The organism is Verrucomicrobiia bacterium (assembly GCA_035629175.1).
GTDB lineage: Bacteria > Verrucomicrobiota > Verrucomicrobiia > Limisphaerales > DASXHY01 > DASXHY01.
Map to the genome: position 1 here is coordinate 1 of DASPIL010000042.1, position 21546 is coordinate 21546.

The window sequence follows — 21546 nt, forward strand, 5'->3', positions numbered from 1 at the left end:
ACCGAGAGCCTGCCGCAGATTTTCGCCAAGGAGCTGGGGGAACTGCTGACGATCGCTGCGCGTGATGTGCAGCTGGAGATCATCTGCCCCCGCGGCGTCAAACCGCTGGGATTCATCGGACGCACTGAGACGTTCGAGAACCAGCGGTCCGTTGTGAAGCTGAGCCACCTCACGAGCGGCCAGACGCGGACACTCTTCCTGCGCTGCCGCGTGGTCGAAGAAACCCCCGAGATCGCCCAGGTCAACGTGGCCTATGCGGATGAAATCGAAGGCGGATCTCAAAACTCGCAGGCAACGCTGCGCGTGCGCTTCACTGAAGATCGCGAGGTGGCGAGCCGCTCTGTGAACAAGGCCGTGATTGCCGAAAAGGAACTGTTCTACACCGGCGTTCTGAAAGATGAAGCCCTTGCAGATGCGGATGCAGGCAACCTGGCGGCGGCCGCAAGCAAACTGAAGAAGCAGTCGATCATTCTGCAGAACAACGTGCAATACGCCCCCGCGCCGGCGCAGGCCGCGATGGAACGCGAACTCAAGAATCTGGAGGACCGCAGCCAGCAACTCGAATCCGGCCGCTACGATGCGCCCACCCGCAAAGCGTTATCGTCCGAATCGTTCTCCACGCGCAACTCGAAATGAGATCCGCCGCGCCGTAGCGCAGATGTCCAAACCTGCTGTGTCGCCGCGTCCAGGCCTGGCTGGCTATCACCGCCTGGCGGGTTGGATACCGCGATACAGCAGACTGAAACTTCTGCAGCTACGGGTTTGCCTTCTGCGCAGCGCCACGCTTGCCCCGCCCATGCGCCTTGCAAATCCTGAACCTTCCTTGAATGCTGCTCCGATGCGGAAAGTCGCGGTTCTGTTCGTGCTCGCGGTATTCATTCCCAGCCTCGTGCTGGCATGGCTCGCATTGCGCTCGCTCCGTGACCAGCAGATCGTCATTGAACGCCAGCAGTCAGTACTCTACCAGGGCGTGACTGATCGAGCGGCAAAACGCGTGCAGGACCTGATGGCGCAACACCAACAGGATTTCAGCCGAAGGATCGAGGCGATGCTCGCGCGAAATTCCGCCCGCGAGATCGCCGCCTCGTTTGATGAACGCCTGAAAACAAACTGGCCGCCTGCCAAGGTCGGATTTGTGGTGACGACGGGCGGCGACATTCTTTCGCCCGGAACCAACAGCCGCAAGGATGCGCAACTGTTCCGCGAGTTGAACGAATCATTCCTGGAGAACCGGGAACCGGCTGAGGTGTACGTTAACAATTCCCTTTCTGATCAGCCCCTCGCCCAGAACACCAGCTCGGCTGGCATCCAGAGTTCCGAACGCACCCAACTCGCCGCTCCCCGCCAGACCGCATCCCGCGCCGCGCCGCCGCCTTCGTCCTCTCAAAACATGGTGCAACTGAAGTCGGCGCCAACTCGCGCCATACAGCCGCAGAAAAAACTCGAGCCGCTTCGGAAGGAACAACCCTTGCAGGATGCCATGCACGAGCAGGAACTCTCGAAAATCGCCCCGGCCGAAGCCGAATTCAAGCAGCTGATCGGCAACGCCAGCCAGGGCACGCTCGCGCGCTTCGTCGACAATCAACTCAGCATCCTGTTCTGGTATCGCCCGGCCGAACAGCCCCGCTACATCTTCGGAGCGCAACTGGATCTCGCTTCCCTCGTTCATGAACTCGCGCCGATCGTGGCGGCAGTGGATCGCCAGCTCCGCACAGAATTATGCATTGCCTTGCTCAATGACGCTGCCAAGCCCGTGGCTCTTTCAGACAAATCGTTCCAGGGCGATTGGAAACGTCCGTTTGTGGCGACTGAGATAGGCGAAACGCTGCCGCATTGGGAGGTGGCGGCTTACCTCTTGAATCCTGGCCAGCTTACGGCGTCTGCGCGAACCGTTCGATTCACCGTCAGCCTGCTGGTCGCGTTGCTGATCGTTGCAATTGGAACTGGCAGCTGGTTGATCGTTCGTGATCTCAACCGGCACCTGCAGCTCGCGCGTCAAAAAACAGATTTTGTCAGCAACGTGTCGCACGAGCTCAAGACGCCGCTCACCGCCATTCGCATGTTTTCGGAAATGCTCGCGGAAGGCCGGGTGACGGATCCAGGGAGGCAGCGCTCCTACTTGAACATCATCACGGCGGAAACGTCGCGCCTCACCCGCCTCATCAACAACGTCCTCGATTTCTCGCGCATGGATCGAGGCGAGAAGAAATATGATTTTCGAGATTGTGATCTCAACCAACTGGTCCGCGAGACCACGGAGTCGTATCGACCGCACCTGGAAAACCATCAATTCACGTTAAACACCGAGTTCGAGGCAGATGCGATCAAGATCCATGCGGATTGCGATGCCATTTCCCAAGTGATCCTCAACTTGCTTTCCAACGCGGAAAAATATTCGGGTGAGCAGAAGGATGTATGCGTAACGGTCTCGCATTCGAAGGGCTCCCCACCCTTTGCTGAAGTGCGGATAGCAGATCGCGGCCTCGGCGTTCCCGCTGGCGCCGAGGAGCGCATCTTCGAACAATTTTATCGCGCCCATGATTCCCTCAGCAGCGGCATCCAGGGATCCGGACTGGGACTCACGCTCGCGCGGCAGATCGCCCGGGCACACGGGGGCGATGTTACCTGCGAGCGGCGCGAAGGCGGCGGCAGTGTGTTCTGCCTGAGGCTTCCTTGGAGCGCAGACACAAGCCGCCAGCGCGCAACTCTGAATTCGCATTATGAAAACGAGAATCCTGGTGGTTGAGGATGATCCGCACATTCTGCTCGGACTCGAGGAGTTGCTGCGCACCGAAGGATTCGAAGTCGCTTCCTGCGCGCGCGGCGATCAGGCCCTAGCCGCGGTGGAACAGCATCGGCCCGGTTTGATTCTTCTCGACGTCATGCTGCCGGGCGCGAGCGGTTATGACATTTGCAAGCGGCTGCGCGCCAGGAATGTCGCCACGCCCATCCTGATGCTGACGGCTAAAGGCCAGGAGATCGACAAGGTGGTCGGACTGGAACTCGGGGCCGATGATTACGTGACGAAACCCTTTGGCGTTCGCGAACTGCTGGCCCGAATTCATGCCTTGCTGCGGCGAGCCTCTCCCGCCGTCGCCGAAAACGAAAACGGAAGCGAGGTGTTCTGGATTGGTGATGCAGAGGTGAACGCCCGCACGTTTCAACTGCGGCGCAACGGCGTGGTCGAGGAATTGACCGCGCGCGAACTCAAGCTGCTGCAACTGTTTCAGGCGCGAAAAGGCGAGGTGCTATCGCGCGATGAGCTGCTGAATCAGGTCTGGGGGGTGAATTATTATGGAACGACGCGGACACTCGACCAGGTGATTGTGCAGCTGCGGCGCAAGCTCGGCGACCAGGGAAGCGAACCCAGACATTTGCTCACGGTTCACGGAGTTGGATATCGGTTGCGCGGTTGACGGCGGATCTTCACCGCGGCAACAAGGGCACATCACATGACGGCAGCGAACTCAGCGGCTGTCGACGATTTCGTTGCAGGCTTTCAGTTCCACCCAGAAGCGGCTGCCCTTTCCAGGCTCGGATTCGACCCCGACTTTACCACCCATTCTTTCCGTGACCTTGCGAACGAGCGCCAGCCCAATTCCATTGCCCTCGTATTGACGGCTCCCGCGCTGGAACATGCCGAACATGCGCGGCGCCAACTCCCGCGGAATCCCAATTCCATTATCCTCAAACCAGATACGCGCCACGCCATCCAGGTATTCACCGCGCACTCTCACGTGCGGTTGCTGGCGCTGTTCCACGAACTTCACCGCGTTGTTCAAGAGGTTCGAGAAGCACTGCGTCAATCCTGCTTCATTTGCAAACACCGTCGGCAAATCGTCCGCGACTTCGATGCGCGCGCCGGGCGGCTGAAACTCCGGGTACGATTCGATCATTCCCTTGAGGAGCTTTCGCGTGTCGACGGGTCGCAAGGGCAGTTCCTGCCGCACGCTTCGGCTGTAGCTGAGGGCGTCCGTGATCAGGCGATCCATGCGCCCCGCGGCGGTGATGATGCGATTGAGAAAATCCCGGCGCGACGCTTCATCCAGCTGGTTCGCCACGAGCAGCTCGCAAAAGCCCTGCATCGCCCGCAACGGCGCGCGCATGTCGTGCGTGATGCTGTAGGAAAAATGTTCCAGTTCATCCACCATCTCGCGCAATTGCGCCGTCCGGTCTTCAACCAGCCTTTCTAGATTATTGTTTGTTTCCGCCAGGGCTTCGTGCAGGCGGCGCACCTCGAGAATGAGCGAGCATTGCGCGGCAACCCATTCGATGATGCGGAAATCCGCGGTCGTCCAGAGGCGGGGACGGTTTGAATACACTTCCACGGCGCCAACGGGTTCGTCATCCAGCCGAACAGGCGATGACAATACGGATCGAAACGGAAACGAACCATCGGACGCGAGAACCGCAAGATCGCGGCGCGCATCGAGATCCTCGACGAAGGCCGTGCGATTTTGCCGCATGACAATCCCGGCAAAGGAACCGTTCAGCGGGAGCAGCCGTTGCGAACGCCCAATGCTGCCGATGGATGCCGTCACTGCGACCTGCTCGTCCAAAGCTTGCACCACGGCAGCGGCGCTCCCCGAGCCGCCGAGCAGTTCGAGCGCGCAGCGGCAGATATCTTGAAGCACGGAATCATCGGAAGTGGTGACCCGCAGGGATTGCAACAGCGTCTGCAGCATTTTTTCCCGCTGAGTCAATTCATCATTGGTCGCGTGGAGTTCTTCGGACTGAGCCTGCAACTCTTCCGCCTGTTGCTGCAGTTCCTCGGATTGCTGCTGCAATTCTTCATTCTGCTGCGCCATTTCCTCAGCCTGCGCCTGCAGTTCCTCGTTCTGATGGCTTATCTCCTCATCGCGGGCGGCGAGTTCGTCGTTGGTCTGCTGCAACTGCTGATTTTGAATCTCAAGCCGGCCCAGGAGGCGCACAATCATGTCGACCGCCAGCGCCACGACAACCGTGTTCACAACCTGCATCTGCCAATGCAACGTTGTCCAAAGATCCCGCGGCGCAAGAAGATAAAGCGCTTTGTAAGCCGACATCGCGATGAAGACACCTGTCATCGCCCAGAGCAGTTTGCGGTCGCGATGCCACAGGCAAAGCAATAACGGCAGGCCGTAGGTCAGCGTGATGAACCGATCGGGGAACAAGTAGAGGCGCACGTATGCCATCAGGCCGACAGAAACGGCAAAAATAGCGACCGATACGGCGGCAGAATAGGTTCGTCCGACTGCACCTCCGGAATTCATTTCAAGCCGCCTCCTTTCTAAAGATGCACGGCGCGATTCGCGTCATCGGCAGCTGACCAGGCGGTCGTTCAGCTTTTCCGGTGACCAGCAATCCGCCCACCGAGAGTCGCGAGACAATGGTCTCCCAGATCAACACGGACTGCGCTGGCTCCAGGTAAATCGCCACGTTGCGGAACAGGATAACGTCCCACTCGTTGATAGATCGATAGGTAAGAACATTTTCCACGGACCAATGAAGATGGCGCGAAATCTCGGGTCGCAGAACAAACATCCCTCCCTCCCGTTCAAACCAACGCTCGCGCCAATCCAATTCCAGCGTGGATACCGCTCCGGCACTGTAGCATCCTGATCGGGCGCGATGAATGGCCTCAGGCCGGCAGTCCGCTCCCAGCAGATAACTGCCCGCCAGCGCGCCGGCTTCCGCCAGCAGCATTGCCATCGAACAAAGTTCCTGCCCATCCGACACCCCCGCGCTGTACACGCGCAAACGGCCGCGTCCGGCAAGCAGCTCGGGAATCGAAACGCGGCGCAGATGTTCGAACACGGCGCGATCACGAAAGAATTCAGTGACGCCAATGAGGAGCACGTTAAGCGTTCGCGGAACAAGGTGAGGCTGCCGTTCCAGCAGCTCACGCGCGGCTTTTCCGGAATCGACACGCAGAAGGCGAAAACACGCCGCGACACGGCGCTGCACCGCGATCGCCCGGTACGCTGCGGGATCGAGACCCGCCTGCTGCAGCAGCCATACGGCGAACGGTTCCGGATGAATCGCGGAGGGTGGATTTCTCCGCACCGCCCGGGCTCTTGAGGGCGCCGCAGAACGCGGCCGCGAGCATGGCCCCGGAAGCTCCCGAACCAGATGTTTCGGCGCTGCGCCCTCGAAATGGATGTAGGCCAACGAGTTCAAAATGGACTCGAGTGTTTGACCATAATCGCGCCGATTTTCAAAGTGTTTTTTTGCTTTCCGGCCGCCCTTCATTACTCTGCGCGCGTTCTGTGAATTTAAAGAGTCTCGTCGACAGGCATTCCGTGGCGTTCTGGTTTGGAACGCTCTACATCCTCATCGGATTTACACTGCACCTTCCCGACTACATTGCGCAGCGTGACTCGGCCTTCATCATGCATGGAAACCCCATGTCGCACCTGATGCATTTCGGGATGGTGTTGATCATCATTGGCATCGCCCTCACCGCCTACGGCCTCTTTCCTGTCCACACTGGCGCTCCTGATGCCAGCCGCGATTTCCAGCTGCATGCGATGGATGACGTGCGGCTGAATCGCAAGCATTGGCAACTCATCAGCGTGCTTGGAATTGCGCTGGTTGTGGACGTCATGAAACCCGCCACACTCGGCTTTGTGGTTCCCGGCATTCGCCATGAATATGCCATTTCCGCGCGGCAGGCATCGCTGCTCCCGTTCTTCGCGATGATCGGCACAACGCTGGGCTCGATCATCTGGGGCGTGCTTGCCGACCGCATGGGACGCCGCGGATCCATCCTGCTGGCTTCGCTCGTGTTTGTTGCAACAGGGATTTGCGGATGCATGCCCGAGTTCAAATGGAATCTGTTGATGTGCCTGCTCATGGGAATGTCGGCGGGAGGCATGTTGCCGATCGTGTTCGCCTTGCTGGCCGAAATCATTCCGTCCCGGCATCGCGGCTGGTTGTCGGTGCTCGTGGGCGGGCTGGGCACCGCGGGCGGTTACCTTGCGGCGAGCGGCGCCGCGGCGTGGCTGGAACCGATCTTCAGCTGGCGCATGCTGTGGCTCCTCAACGTGCCCACCGGATTCCTGGTGATTCTTCTCAGCCGCTTCATTCCGGAGTCGCCACGATTCCTCCTGCACGAAGGACGTGTGGAGGAAGCCCGGCGAACCCTTGCGAAATTCGACATCGATCTGGTGCCCGTTACAGGAACCGCGGCCGCACCGCCAGCGCGGCCTTCTGCGGCACAACTCTTTCGAAAACCCTACGCCGTCCTGACCTTCACCGTGTGCCTTTATGGTGTTGCGTGGGGCCTCGTGAACTGGGGATTTCTGACCTGGCTGCCAACGATCTTGCAGGATTACCTGAAGCTGGATGGGAAGATTGCGAATCGACTGCTGGCGAAGTCTGCGTTGTTCGCCGTCCCCGGCTGTGCGCTCGTGGCGCTGCTGTACGGTTTCTGGAGCAGCCGCAAAACGATGATCCTGTTTGCCCTCGCAACGGCGACGACCCTTGTGGGATTCGCATTATTCAAGCCTGGCGACAGCACAGCCTGGTTCACGGCACTTACGGTTTCTTTGCTGATCGGATTGAGCGGCATGATTGCAATGCTCTCGCCCTACAGCGTCGAGCTCTATCCCACGCGCTTGCGTGCGACAGGCGGAGGTGTCACTGCCGGCAGCAGCAAGGTGGGCGGCGTGGTTGGGCCCGCAGGCGTGGCATTCATCCTTTCGGCCTTTCCTGGCCTTGCGGTTCCAGCCTTGTCGTTATGTGTGCCGCTGCTGGCCGCCGCAACTGCATTGGCCTGGAAAGGACGCGAGACTTCGGGCGTTAAGCTCGAGGATATTCACCGTTGAGAAGAGAATCCGGGCTGCGCGAATTCCTGTTGCACGACATGCTCGGAACAATCGGGCGCACACGACTCCAGCAGCTTGTCGATTAATTCCTCCACGCCAGCGCCGTGGCTGGCCGTGGTCACGTAGTGCACCTGTTTCTTCAGGAAATCCAGCGCATTGGCGACAGCCGCCGAGTAACCGCAGAACGCGAGGAACGCATGATCGTTCTCGGCATCGCCAACGGCCACGGTGTCCGCTGCCGAGATGTTCAATTCCTTCAGCGCCGCAGTCAGCCCGGTAGTCTTGTCCACATCGTGCGGCAGTACCATCAGCGCCCCCTTGTTGAGGACCACCTTCCACTTGATCCCGAGCTTCTCGATGGCTTCCAATACAACGGTGTGAAATATCTCCTGCGTTGCCACGATCGTGCCTCCAACTGAGAGCGGGCTGACAGCCTTCAAGCGGAGGTAATCGACAAAGTCCTTGGGCGGTTCGGGGGCGAGAAGGCGTTTTTCACGCGTCACGGGGTTGTAAAGGAGCGCTCCGTTCTCCACGACCAGCAGGTCGAAAATCCCCGTGAACGGACAAACGTTGAAGAGATCCGGCAATTCACGGCCTGTGACAGCAACAGTTTGCGGCCCGAATCCTTCCAGCGGCTCAGCGCGCGGAAGGTTGAAGGCGCCACTTCACCATGACGCGCAATCGTGCCGTCGTAATCCGTTGCCAATGCCGCAAACTTTGCCGGGTTCATAAATCCACCGTCTTTAATGCCTTGTGCGCGGCGCCCAATGCCACGGCCAGGCCCTTCAGTTTTGCCGGCTTGACCTTCAAGGCGGCGCCGACCTCGGGCACCAGGTACTCTCGCAATCCTTTTTCCAGCTCAGGCACAATCACCTTGGGCATCTCATCAATCAAGCCCCCGCCTAACACCACCATCTCTGGATTCAAAAAATTGACCACGTTGGAGAGCGCGATGCCAACCACGCGCATCCGCGCCCCAAGCATTTCCTCGATGCGACTGTCGCCATGCTCAATCGCGCGCCGCAGCACCCCCCATCCCACCTTTGACATGTCGCTGCCGACCTTCTTGCGAAGAAAAGGCGCCCACTCTTTGGAAGCCATCGCCAGGGCTTCACTCGCGATGGCTGCCTTGCTGGCGATGCGATCGATGATCCCATGGCTCAGCGCCGCTTCGCGCCCTCCCACGGGTTGCGCCAGCAGGCAGCCGATCTGGCCGCCCAGGCCGCTTGCCCCCAGATGCAGGCGATCCCCGATAATGGCGGCACCCCCGACCCCTGTTCCAAAGAAAACTCCGATCACATGAGCGCATCCGACTGCCGCGCCGAGGCGATGTTCACCATACACGCCCAACTGCACATCGTTGCCGATGATGATCTTCGCCCCGGGAATCGCTTCCTTCAGGTGTTTGCCGACGGGGTAATTCTCAAGGCAAACGAGATTCGGCGACTGCTTCACCTTCAGCTTTTCCTCATCGACAAGTCCCGCGAAACCGACGCCGATGGCAGCGATTTCGCGCTTGTGCTTTCCGGCCGCGCGCTCCAGCCGTTTCACTGATTTCAGCAACGTTTCAGTGAATTGATCACGGCCTTCATCCGGGGACGTCTTGAATTTGATCTCTTCAAGAACGCCGCATTTTTCATCGACGAGAATGCATAGCGTCTTGGTGCCTCCGACGTCGATTCCGACCGCAGCGGGTTTCTTCATTAAGGTGTGCGCGCAACCTAACGCAGGGTTGCACACCGGAAATGGGGCGAGTTGCCCAAACCTCAACCGCGCTTTTCGTCGGCGTCAATGTAATCGACGAAACAGCGGATATCCTCGCGATGCGACAACCCGCTCTGTTCCTTGCGCTGCTTCAAGCGGTCCTGTCCCGTGACGTCGTCAGCCGTGGGATAATCCATCATGCGGCGGCGATGCTCGTCCTTCACTGAGTCGGGTTTCTTCACGTTTTTCAAAACCCAGTCGCAGACCTCTCCGTCAGTGATGCTGCGCCGCACAACTTCCTTGAACTGTTCGGCATCGACGCCTGCAAGCTCGAGCCACAAGCCGTCGAATCCCTTGCAAAGGTTCGGCTGGTAATCTGGGTGCAGCCTCCCGGCGAAGTGCAGGCGCAATTTGTCGATGAAGCGCGGCAGATGCATCCAGCCACACATCGTTTCACGCGGGCTGCGGGGATAAATGATTTCGTTCATAGTCATTCTACAGATTCCAACACGCCTGCGAACGCGGCGATGCCCATCATATGAAGGCGCGTTGAACCCGTGTCAATGTCACCCAATTTGGAATCTCAGCATCTTGAGGCGCAATCCTAGGACGACGGCTCGGAATTGTAGATTGCCGAACCGAACACGAGACAAATTATCGACACGAGACAAATTCGTGGTGCGCCCACGGAGAGTTCGTCTCTTGACGCCACCTCGCCGAGTTCTCCATAATCCGATTGCTTGAATATTGCCTCGATCGGTTTTAGAGGAGGTCGGATCGTCATGGGTCGGAACCTCCTGGTATGCGTTGTTGCGGTTCTTTCCGGATTCCCCCTTAAAGCCGCGCCTCTCCTTATCTCGGAACGGAACGCTTCGTTCCCAGGGGGCGAAACGGGCGATTCTGATTCCGCAGCGCCAATTATTAGTCACGACGGGCGATATGTCCTTTTTGCCAGCGCGGCATCTGATCTTCTTGCCACTCGTCTGACGGACCTCAAACCCGACGTCAATGTGTTCCTGAAAGATCGGGTTGAGAATTCGATCAGCCTCATCAGCGTGAGCGCTTCGGGTGGCGGCGGGAATGGCTGCTCGTATCCCTGTGGTATTTCCGAGGATGGCCGATACGTCGTATTCGGAAGCGAGGCCGATAACCTTGTGCCGGGTGACACCAACCGGGCCGGCGATGTTTTCATGCGCGATCGACTTGCAAATGCAACGCACTTAATCAGCTGCAACGGCGCGGTTCAGGGAAACTTTGAATCCCGCGATCCTGTGATGTCGCGCGACGCGCATTATGTTGCGTTTTGCAGCGATGCGGACAATCTCGCGCCGGGTGACACCAACCGGGAGCCGGATATTTTTCTGGCCGATACGCAGTCGGGAACCCTTTCATTGGTCAGTACAGGACAGATCTACCAGCCGTTTTTAATGTTTCCCCGCGGAAGCGCCACGCCGGCGATCTCGCCTGATGGCCGCTACGTGGCATTTTTCAGCGGGTCTACGAACCTGGTCCCTGCCGCGCGTCACGCAGGGGAACTCTACATTCGAGACCGAATTGCAAATCAAACGTTATGGGCCAGCACGAATGCTCGCGCGCTGTATCAAGAATGTTTTGGGGGATCCAATGGCCTTTCGGGCAATCCGTCATTCAGTGGCGATGGAACGCATGTTGTCTTCCAAACCTATCCACACCGATCGCAACCGGGACCCGGCCTCGTTCTGCGCTTCGACATTATCACAGGATCGACAACCATTATTGCGACAAACGCGCTGGTGGATTCCTTTCACATGTCTGGTATCGACATGAATCCAGTGAGCAGCAACGCTCAGTTTGTTGCGTATTTGCAGCAGGATGCTGTTGGAGCGAGTTCGCTGTGGATTTGGGATGAGCAAACGGGGAGCGCAAGATTGGCGACGCCGGAATTTGGCGGGGAAGATTCAGCCTCGGGAGATGTGCGCCAGCCCATCCTGAGCGCGTCGGGAAGCCACGTCGCATTTATCAGCACTTCGACGAATCTTACGGCTGAGGCTTTGCAGCCCGGAACGCGCCTGTATGTGAGAAACCTTGTGAACAACACGACCCGCAGGGTTGATCAAGGCGATTCCATAACGCAACAGCCTGCGCTGGTCGAAACGTGGTCGATGGATTCAGAAGGCCGTGTGCTTGTTTTCGATTCCACGAAGGATGATTTGGCAGCACAGGATTTCAACGATAGCACCGATATTTTCATCGCCGACCTGCAAAGCGAAACGATTGGGTTGATCTCATCAAGGTCAACCCCGGCGCCTAGCATGGGTGGGAATGGCCACAGTTGGATCTCGACGGGCGCGGCGAACCACGATGGATCCCGGATTGTTTTCTGCAGCAACGCTGACGACCTCGTCCCTGGGGATACGAACGGTGTGCAGGACGTGTTTGTTCGTGACATGGATTCCGGCACTACGAGTCTGATCAGCGTATCGATCACAGGCGGCGCCGCGTTGGGAGCATCTTCGGAACCGGCGATCAGCGGCGATGGCCGTTATGTGGTATTCAGCAGCGCTGCCGACAATCTTGTTCCAGCGGATTTCAACCGGGCGCAGGACATTTTTCTGCGAGACCTTGTGTTGAACACGACATCGCTGGTGAGCGTTGGAAGCAATGGAGTCAGTTTCGGTTCTCATTATTCTTTCGACCCAAGAATCAGCAGCGACGGCCGTTTTGTTCTTTTTGCCAGCTACGCCACGAATTTGGCACGCGGCTCGGACCCGGCGGTATATCGATCGGAACGCCTTTATGTGCGCGACCTGTCCACGGGAGTCACCCGTGCCCTGCTGGAGCACCCATGGAATACCGGGTTCGGGACGATGACCCCGGATGGACGCCATATTGCATTTTTTGCGTATCCTTCCGGGTTTGGGGCTGCGCGCGTTCATATCTGGGACACGCAAGCGGGGGCGCGCGTCTACACGAATATTTCGAACGTTCGTGAACTATCGATCAGTCCTGACGGCAGCAAGCTTGCCATGCTGGTGGGATTCCGGCTCAACGTTGAGCACTTGAATTCCCACACCCTTACGGTTGTGGCGACGAATGCGGGGCGGGTCGGAAGCTTTAGCGAAGAGGGCGACGTGCTGGCTTATCTGTCCTCTCCCCCATTTCGCGGCGACGTTTATCAGTTCGATGAAGCATCGGGATTGAGCCGGCTGGTCTCGCGCCGTCATGGCGCGCCCGAAGTGGGAACTGCCGGAGCTCGAAGTGTGATCGTAAGCCCCCATGGGCGATTCATCGTGTACCGGACCATTTCGGCGCTCGACGTTCCGAACGATGCGAATGGAAGAGCGGATCTTGTCCTGTTTGATCGGCACACGGATACAACCTTCCTGGTGAGCGCGAGTGTTGTGGAGGATCGCGCCGCAGGCGGCAGCTCACAAATGCCTGTGTTTAGCGGCGATGGCCAATACCTGTTTTTCCAAAGTACCGCGAGGGATTTGTCGACTTCCCATCCAGGTTCATTCCTGAATGTCTACAGGCTTCGCCTTCCGTCGGCTCAGGAGATTGTCGATCTGGACGGGGACAAGATGGATGACCAATGGGAAACGATGTTTTTCGACACAGCGGATCGAGATGGAACGGATGACTTCGATCTGGATGGCTCTGCGGACTTCGATGAATTCAAGGCAGGAACGAATCCGACCAACGCTCTTTCGGTATTGAGGCTAACCATCGCCATCACGAACGCAGCGATCTCCGTCCGATGGCCCGCCACCTCGAGCCGCACGTATCTGGTGCAGCAGCGGGACGAAGCAAGCTCGCACGCGTGGGAGGCAACCGCGTCAGGGAAGAGCATCGTCGGCCAGTCGGGCTTCATGACGGAGGCGGTTTCGACAAACGGCCAGCGGATGTATCGAGTCCTTCTGCAGGACTAGCGAGAGCTGGATCGGCACATCCCCTTCTTTGGCATTTATTGCAACAGCTTGTGGGCGCGAAACACGGATGAAAAATCGATCCATGGATGCAGTCGAGGCTCAATCTGTTGCAACCAACGCGCCTGCAACAGCTTGATGTGGCGACATCAGAAAAATTACATAGAATTCGTGCCAATCAGTGTAATCCGTGTCCTGCAGCCCGCAACCCGCGCCTGATTAACGGAGATTCGCGCCCCATTTCCAATCACAGCCTTCGGCTGACCAAAAAACAAAAATGCGTTTGACACTGCGGCAGGTTCCAATCAATTTATCCGCATTCGTTGATAGCAACGAACTCATAAAGAGTGGTCGAGGGACTGGCCCGAAGACGCCACGGCAACCGGTTGCAGCGCGATTTGCAATGTCCAGGTGCCAATTCCAGCTCCGAAAAAACCGGAGGAAAATGAGAAGAGCGCGCGCACTTTGAAACCTCTTCTCACGCGAGAAGGGGTTTTTTTATTACCCTCCTCGAGTTTGGCAGGCGCCAGAGAACGATTTTATGGACAAGACTGACAGCTTCATGAGAGCGCTGAAATGCCGCGAGTGCGGCCGCGAATACCCGCTCACCGCAACGCACGTTTGCGAATTCGACTTCGGACCGCTCGAGGTCGTGTATGACTACGATCACATCAAAAAGTCACTGACGCGCGAAAGCATCGCGTCCCGTCCCAAGAGCATGTGGCGCTACCGCGAATTGCTTCCCGTTGCATCCAGCCCCACGGTCGGACTGCAGGTGGGATTCACCCCCCTCGTGAAAGCCGATCGCCTCGCCAAACGCCTCGGCATCCGCGAACTCTGGATCAAGAACGACACCGTCAATTATCCCACGCTCTCCTTCAAGGACCGCGTTGTGAGCGTCGCACTCAGCCGCGCCCGCGAACTCGGGTTCACCACGGTCGCCTGTGCTTCCACGGGCAACCTCGCCAACTCCGTCGCTGCCAATGCCGCATCCGCAGGCCTCAAGGCGTACGTGTTTATTCCACACGACCTGGAGCAGGGAAAGATCCTCAACTCGCTCATCTATGGCGCCAACGTGATCGGCATCAAAGGCCATTACGACGAAGTCAACCGGCTTTGTGCCGAGATCGCAGGCAAGTTCGGCTGGGCGTTTGTGAACGTGAACATGCGACCTTATTACGCTGAAGGTTCCAAAAGCATGGCCTACGAAATCGTCGAGCAACTCGGATGGCAGATTCCACAACACACCGTCGTCCCCATGGCTTCGGGCTCATTGCTCACGAAGATTCACAAGGGTTACCAGGAGCTCATCAAGCTCGGCCTTGCGAAGGAATCTGAAACCCATGTTCACGGCGCGCAGGCGACGGGTTGTTCCCCGATTTCCGCTGCGCAAAAGAACGGCCTCGATTTCTTCAAACCGGTCAAGCCGAACACGATCGCGAAGTCGCTGGCCATTGGCACGCCCGCCGACGGCTTTTACGCGTTGAAAGTCATGAAGGAAACCGACGCCGCGGCAGACGATGTCACGGACGATGAGATTCGCGACGCGATTCGCTTGCTGGCCGAGACCGAAGGCATTTTCGCGGAAACCGCGGGAGGTGTTACAGTGGGTGTCGCGAAGAAGCTGATTGCCGCGGGAAAAATTCCCGCGAACGATTCCGCCGTCCTCTGCATCACAGGAAATGGCCTCAAGACGCTCGACGCGGTCGATGGTCATTGCGGCAAGCCGCGCGAGATCAAGCCGAGCCTTCGCGAGTTTGAAGCGCTTGTCGAAAATGAAGTGAAGTTAACCGCATAGATTTATGGCAAAGAAAGTCCGCATCCCCACCCCGCTCCGCAAACTGACCAACAACGAGGAACTCGTTGAGGTCGAGGCGGCAACCATTGGCGACGCAATCAATGAATTGCAAACCCGCTATCCTGGAATCCAGGAACGGCTGATCGATGAAAAAGGCGAGGTGCGCCGCTTCGTCAACGTGTACGTCAACGAGGAGGACATCCGCTTCCTCAAGAACCAGCACACGCCCCTGAAGGATGGCGACGAAATCAGCATCATCCCCGCGATTGCAGGCGGTTAGTCCACTCAAGATCATGGCCACCAAGACCAAAAAAGCGGGCGTGCAAAAGACGACCCTCAAGACGCCGACGCAGCGGCGGCTCTGGCTGATGTATCCGCCTCGGCTGATCAAGAAGCCTCTCATTTGGGAACTCGGCCAGAAATTCAAGGTGGTTACCAACCTGCGCCAGGTGAATGTCAGCGACGAGATTGGAATTGTCTGCCTGGAATTGGATGGCGCTCGTGACCAGGTGAAAGCTGCGATCACCTGGCTTGAGCAGCTCGGCGTCAAAGTCGAGCCTGTTGAGATTAACGTGATCGAAAGCTGAGGCTTTGCGCGGACTTCATGCCGTTCGCTGCAGCTCCTGAAATCCGTTCGACTCAAAGCCTTCGCGATTCAGCCGCACGCGGAGCCGTTCGATGTGCGAGGCGTCTTCAGTCTCCACGATACAATGAACGCTGACCGTGCTGAGATCCTGTCCGCCAAATGCTCGGTCATGGTTGATGTCCACAAAGCTCGCACCTTCTTCGGCGACAATGGAAGCGAAGCGCGCGAGCCCGCCGGGTCGATCGCTGATTGTCACGGTAAACCTGCAAAGGCGGCCATCCGACGCCAGACCACGATCGAGAACGCGGCCAAGCATTGTGAGATCAATATTGCCGCCGCATAGCGGGAGCGCGACCCTCTTCCCTTTCAGCTCAGGCACTTTTCCAGCAAGACAGGCAGCCAGTCCCGCCGCGCCCGCGCCTTCCACCACGCCTTTTTCCAATTCAGCCAGCCGCAGCACGGCCAAGGCGAGATCGCGTTCGCAAACGGTCACCATGCGATCAATCCGATCGCGCGCCACGGCGAACGCGTTGCCGCCCACCTGGGCGACGGCTAATCCATCGGCGAGCGTGGGCTGAAGTTCCACGGGCACGGGCTGTCCCGCCTTCAGCGCCGCGGTAAAACTTGCAGCGCGCTCAGGTTCCACGCCGATGACTTTGATGTCCGGCTTGAGGTGCTTCACGACAAGCGCGATGCCCGCAATCAATCCACCGCCACCCACGGGAACAATAATCGCGTCGAGATCGGGAACCTGCCGGATGACTTCCAATCCAATGGTCCCCTGGCCCGCGATGATTGGAGGATCATCGTAGCCATTGATGTAGGTGAGTTCCTCCCGTTGTTGAACTTCGTCGGCATGCTGGCGAGCTTCGCCAAGGTTTGCGCCGTGAAGGAGGACGCGGGCTCCGAATCGGCGGCAATTCACGACCTTGGTCAGCGGCGCGAATCGCGGCATCACGACTGTGGCGGGGATTCCCAGCAACTGTGAATGGTAAGCAAGGCCGAGCGCGTGGTTTCCGGCGGAAGCGGCGACGATACCGCGTTTCCGCTGCTCGACCGGAAGGAGCAGCAGCGCATTCCGCGCGCCGCGCTCCTTGAAGCTTCCCGTGCGTTGGAGATATTCGAGTTTGCAGAACACCTGCATTCCCGTTGCTTCGGAAAGCGGAATGGAAGAAGGGCAAGGCGATTCATACACGTGCCCGCGGATGCGTTCCGCCGCGGCCCGAACATCATTGAATTGCACGACCATCCGTTCACTAACCGCCGAAATCTTTCGCGTGTCAATCGCCGCAAAACAATGCGCCCGCCTCGGAGCGCAGGAATGTTCGCGATGCGAAGGCTTTGGCAAATCACAAAGTGTTGGGCAGTTCGCACATTGCTGCGGCCGGACGGGCGCACGCCTCTGTCTCTTTGCCCTTTGCCGCCTCGAGCAATTCAAGCTAGCGTCTAGGCATCAATGGCGGCGAAACGGATGACCATACAATCGCTCGGGTGGAACGCCGAACTGCAACAGAGCTTCGATGCGATCGCAAAGCCAAGCCTGCTCCCTGGCCGCGTCGCGGTCGAAGACAAGCATCACTTTGTGATCTTCGCTGATGCAGGCACGTTCATTGGAAAAGTCACTGGCAAGTTCCTGCACGAGCACCGCAATCGCGCCTTGCTCCCGAAGGTGGGCGATTGGGTCGTATTCTCCCTGGTTAAAGGCGAAGCGGAACGAGCCCAGATCCATTTTGTCCTGCCACGTCGGACCAAGCTGTCCCGCAAGGTGGCTGGCCGGGAAACCGAGGAACAGGTGATGGTCACGAACGTGGACATCGCTTTCATCGTCCAGGCCCTCGACGCCTCTTTCAACCCGGGCCTCCTTCAGCGGCATCTCGCCATGGTCGTGGAAGGCGGGGTGCGGCCAGTGATCGTTCTCAACAAGGCCGATCTTTGTGATGATATTGAGGCGAAGAATGCGACGGTGGAACGCATTGTGGGCGAAGCCCCAACAATCGCCGTCAGTGCCAAGACCGGCCGCGCCATGGCCCGCCTCAAAAAACTCGTCCGTCCTGGCGAGACCGTCGTGTTCATCGGGGCGTCAGGTGTGGGAAAGTCGACACTCATCAATCACATCTATGGCGAGGACATCCTGCCGACCACTGAGGTTCGGGAAAGCGACGCCAAGGGCAGGCACACGACCACCTGGCGCGAACTCATCGTGCTCGATAACGGCGGGCTCGTGATCGACACGCCTGGAATGCGCGAGTTCCAGATGTGGATGTCGGGCGAGACCAGCAGGGAAGCCTTTGCGGACATTGAGGAAATCGCATTGCGCTGCCATTTCCGGGATTGCAGCCATACATCGGAAAAACGCTGCGCCGTGCTTGAATCTGTCGAAAAGGGAGAACTGCCGCGCGAACGCTATGAGTCCTTTGTGAAGCTCACGCGCGAACTGAAGTTTTTGAACGAGGCGGCGCGACAGCGCGAATTCGTGGAACGCAAGCGAGCGCGAGGTGCCGAGCGAAGCCGCGCAGCCGCACAACCGATCAAGACCAGCGAGGATTAATCCTTCCGAAAAATCAGTCAGCCGGCGGCTTGCCGGAGTTTTCGCTGAACTCCATCGATTCCCCGGGTTGAAGCAGATGCAAACGCTTGCTCACCTTCTGGAACTTTGCCACAGCCTCACGATGATCGATGCGGATCGGCGGGAAAGTGTCGTAATGCACGCCAACAATGTGATTACAACGCACGAAGTCGGCTGCCTTCAGGGCGTCATCGGGACCCATCGTGAAATTGTCGCCAATGCAGAGGATCGCGAACTTCAATTGCGTGGATTCGCCGATGAGTTTCATGTCCATCGTCAGCGCGGTATCACCTGAGTAATAGAAATTGCCTTCGGGCGTCTCGACCACGAACCCACCTGGATTCCCGCCGTAACTTCCGTCCGGCATGCTGCTCGAATGAATGGCGTTGACGTATTTGACCGCGCCGAAATCGAATCGGAAGGCGCCGCCATGGTTCATCGCATGCGTCTTTTTGATCCCCTGCGCCTCGAACCAGTTGCAGACTTCGAAATTGCTGATGAGCGTTGCGCCGGTTCTCTTCCCGATTGCGACGGCATCAGCGACATGGTCCGCGTGGCCATGCGAAATCAAGATGAAATCGGCCTCAATTCCATTGATGTTGATATTCTTGGCGAGTTCGTTGGGTGTGATGAACGGATCGAAGAGGAGGCGATGCTTGGCAGTTTCAACCAGGAACGCGGAATGTCCGAAATAGGTCAGTTTCATAATCCTCTGATGAATGCCGCAACTATTCATGGTCGCAGCGCATGGGTCAAGGGAGGCACATCCCCGCGCCCGTGAGGGCTGATTAAAGTGGGTGATCAAACTGGTTGATTAAACTCCCCCTCTGCCGAGCGAAGCGGGAGGAGGGGGCCCGGGGGGAGGAGGCACCCACATAAACGGCAGGGCTCTTTTCTTCGTCTCTGCCATCTCTGCGGCCTCCTGTTAAACGCCTTTGCGGAGGCTAAACTGCACCCAAATGTTTTTAACAGAAGCTCGCAGAGGAAGCACAGGTCCAGATTCAGGGCCGATTTCACTCCCTCTCCCCGCTCCTGCCACACGCGGAGAGCCAAGCGCGCAGCGCACAAAAAAAGCGGCCCGATTGCTCGAGCCGCTTGTGAAATTGGTTTGGAATCCTGGCCTACGCCGCTGCTTCTTCCTCAGCTTCCAAAAAGCCCTGAAGGTGGCGCACACGCGTCGGATGACGCAGCTTGCGGAGGGCCTTCGCTTCAATCTGGCGGATGCGTTCGCGGGTGACATTGTACATCTTGCCGATTTCCTCGAGCGTCCGCTCGTATCCATCGATCAACCCAAAGCGCATCTCCAGGATCTTGCGTTCGCGTTCGGTCAGCGTTGTCAGCACATCACCGAGCTTTTCCTTCAGCAGGCTGTAGCTGGTGACATCCGACGGATTTTCGGCCGACTTGTCTTCGATGAAGTCGCCGACGCTCACGTCGCCTTCGTCGCCTACGGGCGCGTGGAGGGAGATCGGCTGTTGCGCCATTTTGAGCAGCGAATTGATTCGGCTCACGGGCATGTGCATCTCATCCGCCAGCTCTTCCGGCGTAGGCTCACGTCCCAGCTCCTGGGTGAGCTGCTTCTGCGCGCGCCAGAGCTTGTTCATGATTTCAATCATGTGCACTGGGATGCGAATCGTGCGCGCCTGGTCGGCAATCGATCGGGTGATCGCCTGGCGAATCCACCAGATGGCGTAGGTCGAGAACTTGTATCCGCGGCGATACTCAAACTTTTCGACGCCCTTCATCAGCCCAATGTTGCCTTCCTGGATCAGGTCGAGGAACGACTGGCCGCGGTTCGTATATTTCTTCGCAACCGAAACCACCAGGCGCAGGTTGGCTTCCGCCATGTGCGTCTTGGCCTGCTGGGCGCGATCTGCCGACAGTTTCAGGTCGTCAAATGCCTTGTAGAATTCATCGCGCGATTTGCGAACGAACAATTCCAGCGTGGCGATCTTGGCCTTTTCCGATTCAATCTCGGCCGTGCGGAACTGCGCCTTGGGCATGCCCTCCAGCTCCTGGATACGGCGCAGGCTCGCCTGGAACTTCTCGTGCACGTTGCCCGCAACGACGATCATTTCTTCAATGACCTTCTGCTTGTAATAAAACTTGGGGAACATGGCCTGGAGCTTCTTATCCAGCTTCTGCAGGTCCTTGAGCATGGCCTCCCGGCGGCTCTTTTGGGCAACCTTGCGCCAGCCCAGGAATCTGTTGTCGACGTCCGTGTCCATCGACCGGACCTTCTTGATCAACACGCGAAGGTTCTTCAGGTGGCGGTCGCGATTTGCGACCTGCTTGTCCACGATCACCCGGTCAAAGCGTTCTTTCGGCGGCTCGGACAAAAGCTTCTCTGCAATGGCAATGTGCTCTTTCGCGGCGAAACCCAGGCTGTAAACCAGGCGCTTCATGTCGAGCTCGGCGTCCTCGATCTTTTTGCAGATCTCGACTTCCTGTTCGCGGGTGAGCAACGGAACCTTGCCCATCTGGTTCATGTACATCCGAACCGGGTCGTCCAGGATCTCGAGCCGCGAATCCTCGTCGGCCTCCTCAGCCTGTGCCGGCTTGGCGCGTTCGACTTCGGCCTGGTCCACGATCTCCACTTCAAGCGTGCGGAGCTTCGTATACAGTTCGTCGAGATCGTCAGGATTCAGGTTGTCCGGCAGGACATCGTTGATGTCATCGTACGTGACGTATCCGTTCTCCTGCGAGAGGTGCAGGAGGGTTTTGATGGTTTCGGTGAGGTCAATGGAGGCTCCGGGAACGCCCGGAACCGGCGGATTGGCTGGTGGCGTGAGTGGCGGTTGAATCGGCATTTTAGACGGCGAAGACGCTTTGACGTGGCCATGATCGCTTTTCTGGCCATGCGAACCGTGAGAATTCTTGATTTCGGGCTTTTTAAGCTCGGTTTTCGGGCGCAAGGGCTGGGCGGACTTGCCTGGCAAAGCCTGCGCTGATTTGCTGGAAATGATAAATCGACGGCGAACCGGCTTCGCGACGGGCTTGGGAGCAACCACTCGCTCTTTGCCTCGCGAGTGCCGTTTTGACTGACCGCTCGACGATTTCACCGATTTCTTGTTCAGCATAAATACTCAGACGCCCTCGACAGTGTTTAGTTCATACATTCCGCGTCCATTCAGGACGTAGAACCAGCCGGGGCTCGATTTCGCTAAGCTCGCCCGCCA

At 58.2% G+C, this 21546-nt stretch carries 17 protein-coding genes and 1 riboswitch; of the genes, 9 read left to right on the forward strand and 8 right to left on the reverse strand.

Going from position 1 to position 21546, the window contains the following annotated elements; all coding sequences use genetic code 11:
• From VEH04_06975 to VEH04_06985, 3 genes are all read left to right on the forward strand, one after another.
• On the forward strand, positions 1 to 636 hold a 636-nt coding region (locus VEH04_06975), incomplete at its 5' end, for a hypothetical protein (GenBank protein HYG22510.1).
• Positions 637 to 658: 22 nt separating this feature from the next.
• Positions 659 to 2746 carry a HAMP domain-containing sensor histidine kinase gene (locus tag VEH04_06980; protein ID HYG22511.1) on the forward strand — a complete coding sequence of 696 codons (2088 nt, stop codon included), beginning with the start codon at positions 659 to 661 and terminating at the stop codon, positions 2744 to 2746.
• Entirely contained in the window at positions 2721 to 3416 is a 696-nt protein-coding gene (locus tag VEH04_06985; protein ID HYG22512.1) for a response regulator transcription factor, read from the forward strand. Before VEH04_06980 ends, VEH04_06985 begins: the two co-directional genes overlap by 26 nt.
• A gap of 51 nt (positions 3417 to 3467) precedes the next feature.
• Here the strand turns inward: VEH04_06985 and VEH04_06990 are convergent, their stop codons facing one another.
• Positions 3468 to 5252: a GAF domain-containing sensor histidine kinase gene (locus tag VEH04_06990; GenBank protein ID HYG22513.1), complete on the reverse strand. Its 1785-nt coding sequence runs from the start codon at positions 5250 to 5252 to the stop codon at positions 3468 to 3470.
• Between the two features lies 1 nt (position 5253).
• Positions 5254 to 6045 (reverse strand): CheR family methyltransferase, encoded by a 792-nt coding sequence (locus tag VEH04_06995; protein ID HYG22514.1) that lies wholly within the window; start codon positions 6043 to 6045, stop codon positions 5254 to 5256.
• A 203-nt stretch (positions 6046 to 6248) separates the two neighbouring features.
• Here VEH04_06995 and VEH04_07000 point away from each other — a divergent pair, with 203 nt between their 5' ends.
• Positions 6249 to 7808 (forward strand): MFS transporter, encoded by a 1560-nt coding sequence (locus tag VEH04_07000; GenBank protein HYG22515.1) that lies wholly within the window; start codon positions 6249 to 6251, stop codon positions 7806 to 7808.
• Here the strand turns inward: VEH04_07000 and VEH04_07005 are convergent.
• The 3 genes from VEH04_07005 to VEH04_07015 form a co-directional block, all read right to left on the reverse strand.
• Positions 7799 to 8395, reverse strand: coding sequence for an HAD-IIB family hydrolase (locus VEH04_07005; GenBank protein ID HYG22516.1), 597 nt, complete (start codon positions 8393 to 8395; stop codon positions 7799 to 7801). The genes VEH04_07000 and VEH04_07005 overlap by 10 nt on opposite strands.
• A gap of 139 nt (positions 8396 to 8534) precedes the next feature.
• Positions 8535 to 9512, reverse strand: coding sequence for an ROK family protein (locus VEH04_07010; GenBank protein ID HYG22517.1), 978 nt, complete (start codon positions 9510 to 9512; stop codon positions 8535 to 8537).
• Between the two features lie 62 nt (positions 9513 to 9574).
• Complete coding sequence (locus VEH04_07015) at positions 9575 to 10000, reverse strand: DUF5069 domain-containing protein (protein ID HYG22518.1); 426 nt, start codon at positions 9998 to 10000, stop codon at positions 9575 to 9577.
• Positions 10001 to 10294: 294 nt separating this feature from the next.
• On the opposite strand from VEH04_07015, the gene VEH04_07020 reads away from it, so the two are divergent.
• The 4 genes from VEH04_07020 to VEH04_07035 all read left to right on the forward strand — a co-directional run bounded on the left by VEH04_07020 (position 10295) and on the right by VEH04_07035 (position 15802).
• Positions 10295 to 13420 (forward strand): hypothetical protein, encoded by a 3126-nt coding sequence (locus VEH04_07020; protein ID HYG22519.1) that lies wholly within the window; start codon positions 10295 to 10297, stop codon positions 13418 to 13420.
• Between the two features lie 332 nt (positions 13421 to 13752).
• Positions 13753 to 13869: riboswitch (SAM riboswitch) on the forward strand.
• Between the two features lie 89 nt (positions 13870 to 13958).
• Positions 13959 to 15215: a threonine synthase gene (thrC, locus tag VEH04_07025; GenBank protein HYG22520.1), complete on the forward strand. Its 1257-nt coding sequence runs from the start codon at positions 13959 to 13961 to the stop codon at positions 15213 to 15215.
• A gap of 4 nt (positions 15216 to 15219) precedes the next feature.
• A complete protein-coding gene (locus VEH04_07030) occupies positions 15220 to 15495 on the forward strand; it encodes a ubiquitin-like small modifier protein 1 (GenBank protein HYG22521.1) in 276 nt (91 codons plus the stop codon).
• Between the two features lie 13 nt (positions 15496 to 15508).
• The gene (locus VEH04_07035; GenBank protein HYG22522.1) at positions 15509 to 15802 is read left to right on the forward strand and encodes an NIL domain-containing protein; all 294 of its coding nucleotides are present in this window, start codon (positions 15509 to 15511) and stop codon (positions 15800 to 15802) included.
• Positions 15803 to 15817: 15 nt separating this feature from the next.
• Here the strand turns inward: VEH04_07035 and ilvA are convergent, their stop codons facing one another.
• Positions 15818 to 17044, reverse strand: coding sequence for a threonine ammonia-lyase (ilvA, locus tag VEH04_07040; GenBank protein HYG22523.1), 1227 nt, complete (start codon positions 17042 to 17044; stop codon positions 15818 to 15820).
• A gap of 228 nt (positions 17045 to 17272) precedes the next feature.
• On the opposite strand from ilvA, the gene rsgA reads away from it, so the two are divergent.
• The gene (rsgA, locus tag VEH04_07045) at positions 17273 to 18349 is read left to right on the forward strand and encodes a ribosome small subunit-dependent GTPase A (protein ID HYG22524.1); all 1077 of its coding nucleotides are present in this window, start codon (positions 17273 to 17275) and stop codon (positions 18347 to 18349) included.
• 13 nt (positions 18350 to 18362) lie between these two features.
• On the opposite strand, the gene VEH04_07050 is transcribed toward rsgA, so the two are convergent.
• The gene (locus VEH04_07050; GenBank protein ID HYG22525.1) at positions 18363 to 19073 is read right to left on the reverse strand and encodes a metal-dependent hydrolase; all 711 of its coding nucleotides are present in this window, start codon (positions 19071 to 19073) and stop codon (positions 18363 to 18365) included.
• A gap of 415 nt (positions 19074 to 19488) precedes the next feature.
• Entirely contained in the window at positions 19489 to 21447 is a 1959-nt protein-coding gene (gene rpoD / locus VEH04_07055) for an RNA polymerase sigma factor RpoD (GenBank protein HYG22526.1), read from the reverse strand.
• Positions 21448 to 21546: the final 99 nt, after the last annotated feature.

Bases quoted from the DNA above. Each gene is read 5' to 3' on its own strand.
- rpoD (HYG22526.1), bottom strand. From the start codon at position 21,447: ATGCTGAACAAGAAATCGGTGAAATCGTCGAGCGGTCAGTCAAAACGG.
- rsgA (HYG22524.1), top strand. From the start codon at position 17,273: ATGACCATACAATCGCTCGGGTGGAACGCCGAACTGCAACAGAGCTTC.
- VEH04_07020 (HYG22519.1), top strand. From the start codon at position 10,295: ATGGGTCGGAACCTCCTGGTATGCGTTGTTGCGGTTCTTTCCGGATTC.
- thrC (HYG22520.1), top strand. From the start codon at position 13,959: ATGGACAAGACTGACAGCTTCATGAGAGCGCTGAAATGCCGCGAGTGC.
- VEH04_06980 (HYG22511.1), top strand. From the start codon at position 659: ATGTCCAAACCTGCTGTGTCGCCGCGTCCAGGCCTGGCTGGCTATCAC.
- VEH04_07030 (HYG22521.1), top strand. From the start codon at position 15,220: ATGGCAAAGAAAGTCCGCATCCCCACCCCGCTCCGCAAACTGACCAAC.
- VEH04_06990 (HYG22513.1), bottom strand. From the start codon at position 5,252: ATGAATTCCGGAGGTGCAGTCGGACGAACCTATTCTGCCGCCGTATCG.
- VEH04_07050 (HYG22525.1), bottom strand. From the start codon at position 19,073: ATGAAACTGACCTATTTCGGACATTCCGCGTTCCTGGTTGAAACTGCC.
- VEH04_07010 (HYG22517.1), bottom strand. From the start codon at position 9,512: ATGAAGAAACCCGCTGCGGTCGGAATCGACGTCGGAGGCACCAAGACG.
- VEH04_06985 (HYG22512.1), top strand. From the start codon at position 2,721: ATGAAAACGAGAATCCTGGTGGTTGAGGATGATCCGCACATTCTGCTC.
- VEH04_07035 (HYG22522.1), top strand. From the start codon at position 15,509: ATGGCCACCAAGACCAAAAAAGCGGGCGTGCAAAAGACGACCCTCAAG.
- VEH04_07015 (HYG22518.1), bottom strand. From the start codon at position 10,000: ATGAACGAAATCATTTATCCCCGCAGCCCGCGTGAAACGATGTGTGGC.